Annotated in this window: 8 protein-coding genes; all 8 read right to left on the bottom strand. The window is 39.5% G+C overall.

Annotated elements, in window-relative coordinates; all coding sequences use genetic code 11:
- Positions 1-403, bottom strand: a 403-nt coding sequence (locus AACY61_RS08165) for an ECF-type sigma factor (RefSeq protein ID WP_339611078.1), incomplete at its 3' end; no start/stop codon positions are given.
- Positions 404-487: 84 nt separating this feature from the next.
- The gene (locus AACY61_RS08170; RefSeq protein WP_339611079.1) at positions 488-1,180 is read right to left on the bottom strand and encodes a TIGR04283 family arsenosugar biosynthesis glycosyltransferase; all 693 of its coding nucleotides are present in this window, start codon (positions 1,178-1,180) and stop codon (positions 488-490) included.
- Between the two features lie 3 nt (positions 1,181-1,183).
- Positions 1,184-1,897, bottom strand: coding sequence for a DUF547 domain-containing protein (locus AACY61_RS08175; protein ID WP_339611080.1), 714 nt, complete (start codon positions 1,895-1,897; stop codon positions 1,184-1,186).
- Between the two features lie 9 nt (positions 1,898-1,906).
- Positions 1,907-2,875, bottom strand: coding sequence for an arsenosugar biosynthesis arsenite methyltransferase ArsM (gene arsM, locus AACY61_RS08180; protein WP_339611081.1), 969 nt, complete (start codon positions 2,873-2,875; stop codon positions 1,907-1,909).
- Positions 2,876-2,930: 55 nt separating this feature from the next.
- A complete protein-coding gene (locus AACY61_RS08185) occupies positions 2,931-3,743 on the bottom strand; it encodes a purine-nucleoside phosphorylase (RefSeq protein ID WP_339611082.1) in 813 nt (270 codons plus the stop codon).
- Between the two features lie 42 nt (positions 3,744-3,785).
- The gene (locus AACY61_RS08190; protein ID WP_339611083.1) at positions 3,786-4,397 is read right to left on the bottom strand and encodes a TIGR04282 family arsenosugar biosynthesis glycosyltransferase; all 612 of its coding nucleotides are present in this window, start codon (positions 4,395-4,397) and stop codon (positions 3,786-3,788) included.
- Positions 4,398-4,403: 6 nt separating this feature from the next.
- On the bottom strand, positions 4,404-4,901 hold the full coding sequence (locus tag AACY61_RS08195) for a rhodanese-like domain-containing protein (RefSeq protein WP_339611084.1): 498 nt from the start codon (positions 4,899-4,901) through the stop codon (positions 4,404-4,406).
- Positions 4,901-5,309, bottom strand: a 409-nt coding sequence (locus AACY61_RS08200) for a DUF3641 domain-containing protein (protein ID WP_339611085.1), incomplete at its 5' end; no start/stop codon positions are given. The genes AACY61_RS08195 and AACY61_RS08200, both read right to left, overlap by 1 nt.

The following is a 5,309-nucleotide window of genomic DNA, read 5'->3' on the forward strand; positions in this document are numbered from 1 at the left end:
GGAGTTTTTGAAGTGCGGCATCAATCGTGATTAGTTGATCTGCATCCATTTCTGAGATTATAAAATGATCTTCTAAGGGAATCTTGCTTGCACCGTTTCCTCGTTTATTTGCTTTTTTAGACCTGGCTGCTTCCAGAAGGATCCTTCTCATGGTTGTGGCAACAATTGCATAAAAATGAGACCTGTTCTGAAAATCTGTATTTTGACCAAGTAATCTTAAATAAGCCTCATGAACAAGTCCGGTGGTATTTAAGGTGTGATCTTGATTTTCCTTGATCATGTACTTATGAGCCATTACTTTGAGTTGCTCATAAATAATAGGAATAATTTTATCTACCACCTGTTCATTGCCGGCCTGGTGTTTGTTTAATAAAATAGTAATTGGTTGGTTTGACTTCCCCATGAATTTATAAATTTAAAAAAAACTTTTGGTAAAAATTTGGGGATTGGAAGTCTAAATATACTTTATTTTTTAGAAGAGATAAAATTAATTTGAATTTGTAGCAATCTTAGTTTTGTAATACTGATAAAGTTTGTCGGGTTTTGCACCAAATAACTTCATAAAATGAATCCGCCAAAAATGAAACTGAAGCCGCCAAATGCCTTTTTTAAGATATCTTCTGGCGGAAGAAGAAACAGGTTTGGACAGCACAGTAAAAGTAGTTCGCCTATAAAGTTCAGCTATCAAAACATTGTCTTCATAAATGATGTATTTTTCATCATAGCCACCTATTTCTTCAAATAGTGTTTTGGTTACAAAAAGACTTTGATCGCCACCCCGAAAATATTTCACGTTAAACCTTGTAAACCACCCAGCAAGTCTTAGCCACCAGTGGTTGCTGTCAAACCGCATACGGAAACATCCGGCTTTATGGTTTTTTTTTATGGCGTTCAATATCAAAGTATCAAAGCTTTTTGGCGGAATGGTGTCTGCATGTAAAAAATACAAAATCGCATTTGATGCAACTTTAGCACCGGCGTTCATCTGCTTAGCCCGGCCTTTTTTGGTTTGAATTACTTTGCTGTTATTATTAATTGCTACCGCAACGGATGCGTCGGTGCTTCCACCATCGGCTACAATAATTTCTAGGGGTCCGCTTGCGTTGTTTTTTAAATAGGGGAGCAGCACCTTGAGGTTTTCTTCTTCATTCAATACCGGAATGATGATGCTCAGTGTCATGGGTTATTTTTTTTCGTTCAAGTCCCAGTTATAATCCAGGAAGTTCACCTTGGCATTAGGGTTGATTTTTACATCGGTATATTGACTGACATAATGTGCCAGTGAACGAATACCGTTCACCAGATAATCCTTTTCATACCATTTAAAAATGTTTGAAAGTTGCAATTCGTTTTCAGAAATATTGTTTTCAGGCGAATTGATAAACTCACGTGTTACTTGATCCAATTGTTTGTCAAGTTGTTCTGAAGTAAAGGCTTTGTTATACAATTTAGGGCAAGAAACCGAGGCGCAATTAATGGCAAAATGAATGCGGGGTTCATTCATTTTACGTAATATATTGTGTTCAATGTCATTGAGTGAAATCGATTCGTTGCCCAATTGGATGAATTTTTGTCCCCAGGGGTTACGAATGTCTTTGATGCTTTTAAGAGGATAGTGTTCCAGGATCAATTCAACCGTAAAAGCATTATAAACATTGATATAATAAGCGAGTTTTTTGTTTTTGCTCCAGCTTTCTTCGGGAGGGTTTTGTGATACTAGGTCAAGGTATTTTTTTAACTCCATACGGTCTTTTAAGAAGCCTTTGTAATTGACATTACCTTGGTGATCAACGTGCTTTTGAAGCAATTCATCCCAAAGCGAATGGTCTGACTTCTGCTCATTGGAATATGCGAATGAACAAATTGTAACGATGAATATTAATAATGCTTTTTTCATAGGATTTGATTAGCAACACCCACCACCATCATAGTGGAAGGTTGATTCACTGATAAATAGATCATCACGACCCAGTGCGGCCAAAGCTCCGGCAGTTTTGTCACAAATGGCCAGCGGCTGATTTTTTAAAAGAATATGTCCTTTTTTGTCATCCAGAAACGGTTCATCACCAAAATAAATGGCAGCTTTTCCGGTAAAAATACAGGGTCCGTCTTCAGGCATTGGGTCTTTGATAGCAGCAACTTCTATTGACTCGATGTAAATGAGTTCATCGGTTGGATAGTGTTTGGGGTCAAGGATGCGATAAGGTTTCCGGGCGCGTATTTCTATGGTTCCAAATCCGGCATCGGTGAGTGCTTTGACATAGTCATCAATAGGCAAACTACCACTTAGGCAGAGTGCACGCAAGCGGTCGTCATTACGCAGGGTGTCGTTCATAGGTTGCTCACAAGTGGGGTCGCTCATTACCAATTTTCCGTGGGGCTTCAAAACACGGTACATTTCTGCTATGGCCTTTTTTAAATCTTCAGCCTTGAAGATATTGAACAAACAGTTTTGAGCGGCCACATCAATGGAATTCTCTTCAACGGGAAGGTTTAGGGCGTCACCTTTTTTGAGTTCTACAAACTCACTTTTGAACCAGGGGTTTTGTGTTTCTGCTTCAATAAAGTTTTTGCGGGAAGCTTCCAGCATTTCATCAACCATATCCACGCCAATCACACCTCCTTTTTGTCGATTAAAATAGGCAAATTGCAAGAGTTCCATACCACCTCCAACGCCCACATAAAGCATTTTTGGGTTGTTGGAAAGGTCACGGGCGTGAACTGTGCTTCCGCAGCCATAGTTCATTTCCTGCATGATTTTCGGGATTTTAAGTCCGGGTAATTCCCAAATGGGATTGGTTGTGCAGCATAAGCCCACGTCAGGGGTGAGTGCAGCTTCTTTGTAAAGGTCGTAAGTGGTGTCGAGGTAGTTCATAAATTTTCCTTTCCTATCTCCTCCCAAAAGAGGGAAATGTATTGGGTCTTTAAGTTTATAAATTTGTTATTAATTCTTTAAATAAGGTCACAAGTTGAGGTTCGGCTTTGTCGGCCATAGCCATGATTTCTTTGATATTGACCGGCGCTAAATTTTCCGGGTCACATTCATCTGTTAATACTGAAATTGCAATGACGGGCAGTTTAAGGTGATTGGCGACAATTACTTCAGGCACGGTGCTCATACCTACGGCATCGGCCCCCATAATTTTTAACATACGGTATTCGGCGCGGGTTTCCAGTTGTGGACCAACCACCGAAACGTAAACGCCCTGATGTAACCTTATGTTTTTTTCTTTTGCAATTGAAATAAGGTCTTTGCTCATTTTGTTGTCATAAGGCGCACTCATATCCACAAAGCGTTCCCCCAATTGAGAAACGCCTTTAAATGCGAGTGGCGAATCGCCCTGTAGGTTTATGTGATCCTCTATAAGCATTAATTCGCCTTTTTTAAAATTGAGGTTGATAGCTCCTGCCGCATTAGACACCAATAGTTTTTTAATGCCCAACTGTTCCATAATGCGTACGGGGTAGGTTACATCCCACATAGAATAGCCTTCATAAATATGAAAACGCCCCTGCATCACTACGACTTTTTTTCCGGAGAGTTCACCAAAAAGAAACTTCCCTTGATGAAATTCCACAGTAGCTGTGGGAAAGTAAGGAATGTGATTGTAACTTACCTCCACTTCGATTGTAATGGCATCGGCAAGTTTGCCGAGTCCGGTACCCAATATGATGCCTACTTCAGGAGTCCCGAAGCCGCGGTCTTTTAAAAATTGCACTGTTTTGTTTAAATGTTCTTTCATTTTCTCACAAATCCTTCCGCAGTTAGCGGAGAAGGTTTTTTATTAATTATTTTTTAATAGATAGTCTTTTAAATCTTTGAATTCTTCCAAATCTTCATAGGTGTCGATATCATTTCGTTCATCCAATAGTGCGATCTGTTCGGTTTTTAGGTCTATTAAGGTGTCTTGCAAAACGGTATTGCTGCTCCAGTCTTTGTTTTCAAACAACGTGCTGTTGAGCTTGTTCATGCCTAAGAGGTAATAGCCGCCGTCTTCAGCAGGGCCAAGGACATAGTCATAGGTTTGTAAAGCATTAAAAGCTTTATAAATATCCTCAGTTGTTATGTCAAGCAAGTCAGTACCAATGATGATGATGTGTTGATATCCTTGTTTAAATCCTTTCTCAAAAGCGTTTTTCATTTTTTCGCCCAAATTACTACCGGATTGCACTTTTTTGATAAATTGGTCAGAAAATACATCGTCTTCTTCCACAAAATCAGAATAGTGTACTTCCTTAATGGCATCCAGTGGTTCAGTAATCAGTGCGGTATGCCGCAGTAAAACCTTGTAGATTTCTGTTGCAGCCACATCACCGATGGTTTTAGCCAAACGGGTTTTACATCTTCCGGGCACCGGGTTTTTTGAAAAAATAAGTAATAATCGGTTTGTTTCCATAAAATTTTAAAATACTTTTTCACCTGTTTCCAACCATTTACTCCATTTTTTAGAGTACGCATGAATTTTCTCAGTTTTATTTCCCTTGGTGTCGTAAACAGGCAGGTTGTTGTTTTTCCATGCAAAGATACCGCCATATAAGTTTTTAACTTTTGAATATCCGGCTTTTTGGAGCTGTTCGCCAATTTTTTCGGAACGCACTCCCACTGAGCAGTAGATGATAATTTCAGTATTTTTATTGGGTAGCAGCTTCATGGTTTTTTTTAACGAAAAGGTGTCAAAACCTACCCATAGCGCGTTTTTAATATGGCTTACTTTAAACTCCTCTTTTTCACGGGCATCCAGAAGGATTATACCTTTGGATTGTTGTTTAGTTTGTAATTGTTCTACCGAAATATAGGGAACGCTTCCGTTGTTGTACTTTTTTAATACGGTGTTGAGGGTTTCCTGACTGTATGTTTGGAAACTCAGGGTAAACAGCAGTATGTATAGTAAGTATTTCATTAGGCAACAGACCCCTGACAACTGCTTCCGGCACCGGCTGTGCAGCCATAGCAGTGTTGTGAGATAATAATATTTCTGTTGTTCAACAAATCTTCGTTGTAATCTTTGATGTGCTTGACTTTACTGTCCACTTTAAGCCCCAGCATCTGGTTAAAGTCGCAGTCATACAACCAGCCGTCCCAGCTTATGGACAGGGTGTTTTTACACATCACATTTTCCACTGCAGCCGGATTGTAAGCTTCCACCAGGGCATACATATAGTCTTCATAATTTTCGGAGGCGATGAGGTAATCCAGAAATCGGGAAATGGGCAGGTTGGTAATAGCAAAGAGCTTATGGAACTGGATGTCAAAATCTTCCTTTAATGCCTTTTTAAAGTCTTTTTCCATACTTGTCTGATCGCCGGGA

It is taken from the genome of uncultured Planktosalinus sp. (assembly GCF_963973675.1).
Taxonomy (GTDB): Bacteria; Bacteroidota; Bacteroidia; order Flavobacteriales; family Flavobacteriaceae; genus Planktosalinus.